The following is a 2,568-nucleotide window of genomic DNA, read 5'->3' on the forward strand; positions in this document are numbered from 1 at the left end:
AHACCTGAAGAATTAGCACAATTAAAAAAAGAAAACCAAATAAATACTGCTAATCAAGAAATTAGAGACAATTTAGAATGAATAGCACCACAAGAAAAACCATTTAAAGAAGTAAACAATAAATATTTTTATGTTGTTTCTAGAAATAGTTTAAATAATGCGTGAAAAGTATTTAAATTAAAAAATGATGGTGAAAAAGGTAGCGGTTTAAAAACAGATTGAGGTAAAAGACCTGTTGGTTTTATTTTTACTAATAATAATGAAATTTTATTAGCAACTGGTAATTTACTAGATTCTTCAACAGAATATATATGAGGTAAAGGGAAACATTATCAAGACTATATTAAATCAGTTTATCGCTGAAATGGTGAAGAACAAAAATTACCTAACTTAATTGCCGATGAAAATGGTAATGTAAAAGTTAATGGAGAATAAAAAAATAGATGTAAATCTCTTTTTATTTTTATCTTGGTTTAATAGTTATTTTTATAGGATTATTACTTTTATTTCTAATACCCAATACATTTGGGTTATCAACATCTATAATAATATTTTTATCATTACCAAGATATGTTCATTTTGAAGGTTTTAAATCTTTACCCGATAATATTCCAAGAATTTTTTTTGAAAATCTAATTTTTAATTTTACATCATTAGTATAATATGCTTGTAAATATGTTTCTTTAATTTTATTATCAACTTCATTTGACAGAGATGTTATTTGTAATAAAAATATAATATATGCTTCTTTATTATTAATTTTATAAATATTTTGATAATTATCACTTGGTAAACCATTAGTATATGCAGTAGCAAAAGTTTTAATATCATTTATCGGTATTTTTTTCGTATCTATTGTAAAAGTATTTGGAAAATTAACTTTATCAGTTTGTGAACGACCACTTTCTTGTAAAGTTATATTGTTTAATGAACCAATATTATGGTCACATTTTTGACCCTCTAATAAATTAATATTTCTATTAGGAATAAAATTATCTATTTCAGGAGGTCCACATTCAACTTGTATATTATTAAGATTACTTATTTCAATTGTTTTATAAGCATCTTTAAATTTACTAATACTTTGAATTGTTGGGTCAATTTGTTTTAAATCAATTTCAACTTCATAATAAGCATCATTAAATTCATCAGAAAATAAAGTTGTTGGATATTCAATTATATTTTTACATTGTGCTGGTGCTGTAATTTTAGTTATTAATGGTAGTACTACATCAGAAGGCATAATATTTTTTGTATATTCTGGATAATTATATGGTACTGGTGGTAATACATATTGTGGGTAATTAAATGTTGGTATTTCATAGTCGTGTGGTAATAAGAAACTAGTTTTGTAATTAGTTGTCATATCGCGTAAATAATTATTTAATACACTTTTTGTTTTACCTCTAAAACTCCATACTGATAAGCGTAAATAATCTTCTTCATTATTAGTATATGGGTTATCAGCATAAAAGATAATTTCAAAATTACCTTTATATAATGCTTGGATTGAAAACATATCAATAATATAACTACAATTTGTCCCATCAGGTGTTTGTAAGAATTCGCAATCATTATCTTTTTCACTATCACTAACTGGTGTTTGTGCATCTACAGCTCTTACTAATTCATTAATTAAATAAATACGATTAGTTTTAGGATTTAATTGTTTTAAATTATAAGTTGAATAAGTTATTCGTTCAGTTGGTTTACCATCTTTTTCTAAAACATTTCCTTGTATTTTATCTGTTAATAAAGTAGTAAAACTAAAACTAGTAACATTTGCACCAATCATAGCACCGACTTTATCATTTCCTTGTTCTCTAAATATTTCAAATGGTAAATAACCTTTACCTTTTGCATTATCACCTCAAAAAGCATCATTATAAAAACTATAAATATTAGCACTCATAAAGCCATTTAATCATTGGAAATTAGGTCATGTTTTTTCATCTTGATTAATTACTCAACCTCATGGAATGCCAAAAGAAATAAAGTTTAAGAATTTACCAACTCCACCCGGTATCGTAAAAGGATTAAAAACTAATTTTTGTGTATAGTTTAAAGGTAATACTGTAATTTGGCGATTAATAAAATTATTCATATTTAAAATATCTCAAACATTACATTTACCCATTTTATTATATTCAATTTGAACTTGTCCGACAGTATTACCAAATTCATCTTTTCTTCTAAAATATGATGATGCTTGTGTACTAATAATGTTATCAACTGTACCACCATTTGTTTTTATTTTGCTTGGTGGGGTTATTTTTCAATCTTTAGATCAGTAAAATTTAGAGTTTTTATCTTCTGTATGAATATTTCTACCAACAGTAGAATTAGATGCTGATGTCGTTGCAGGATCAGTTATAACAATACCTTCACTATTTTTTTGATTTCAAAAGTCGTATCTACTTTCCATATCTTTTTTTCAATCTTCATAACCAGTTATCATAGTTGGTTGAATACCTTGAATGTTATATCAACTTACTTCTGGTGATGCATAAGTATTTATTTTATCAGGAGGAGCAGGAAACATGTTATACATTAATAAATCTCNNTTWA

Annotated in this window: 1 protein-coding gene; it reads left to right on the top strand. The window is 25.3% G+C overall.

All coding sequences use genetic code 4. The features are described from left to right. On the top strand, positions 1 to 435 hold a 435-nt coding region (locus tag EHV01_RS04635), incomplete at its 5' end, for a hypothetical protein (protein WP_422066423.1). Positions 436 to 2,568 lie beyond the last annotated feature (2,133 nt).

The sequence above is a fragment of the Spiroplasma sp. hy2 genome, assembly GCF_044714365.1.
GTDB classification, from domain to species: Bacteria; Bacillota_I; Bacilli_A; order Mycoplasmatales; family Mycoplasmataceae; genus Spiroplasma; species Spiroplasma phoeniceum.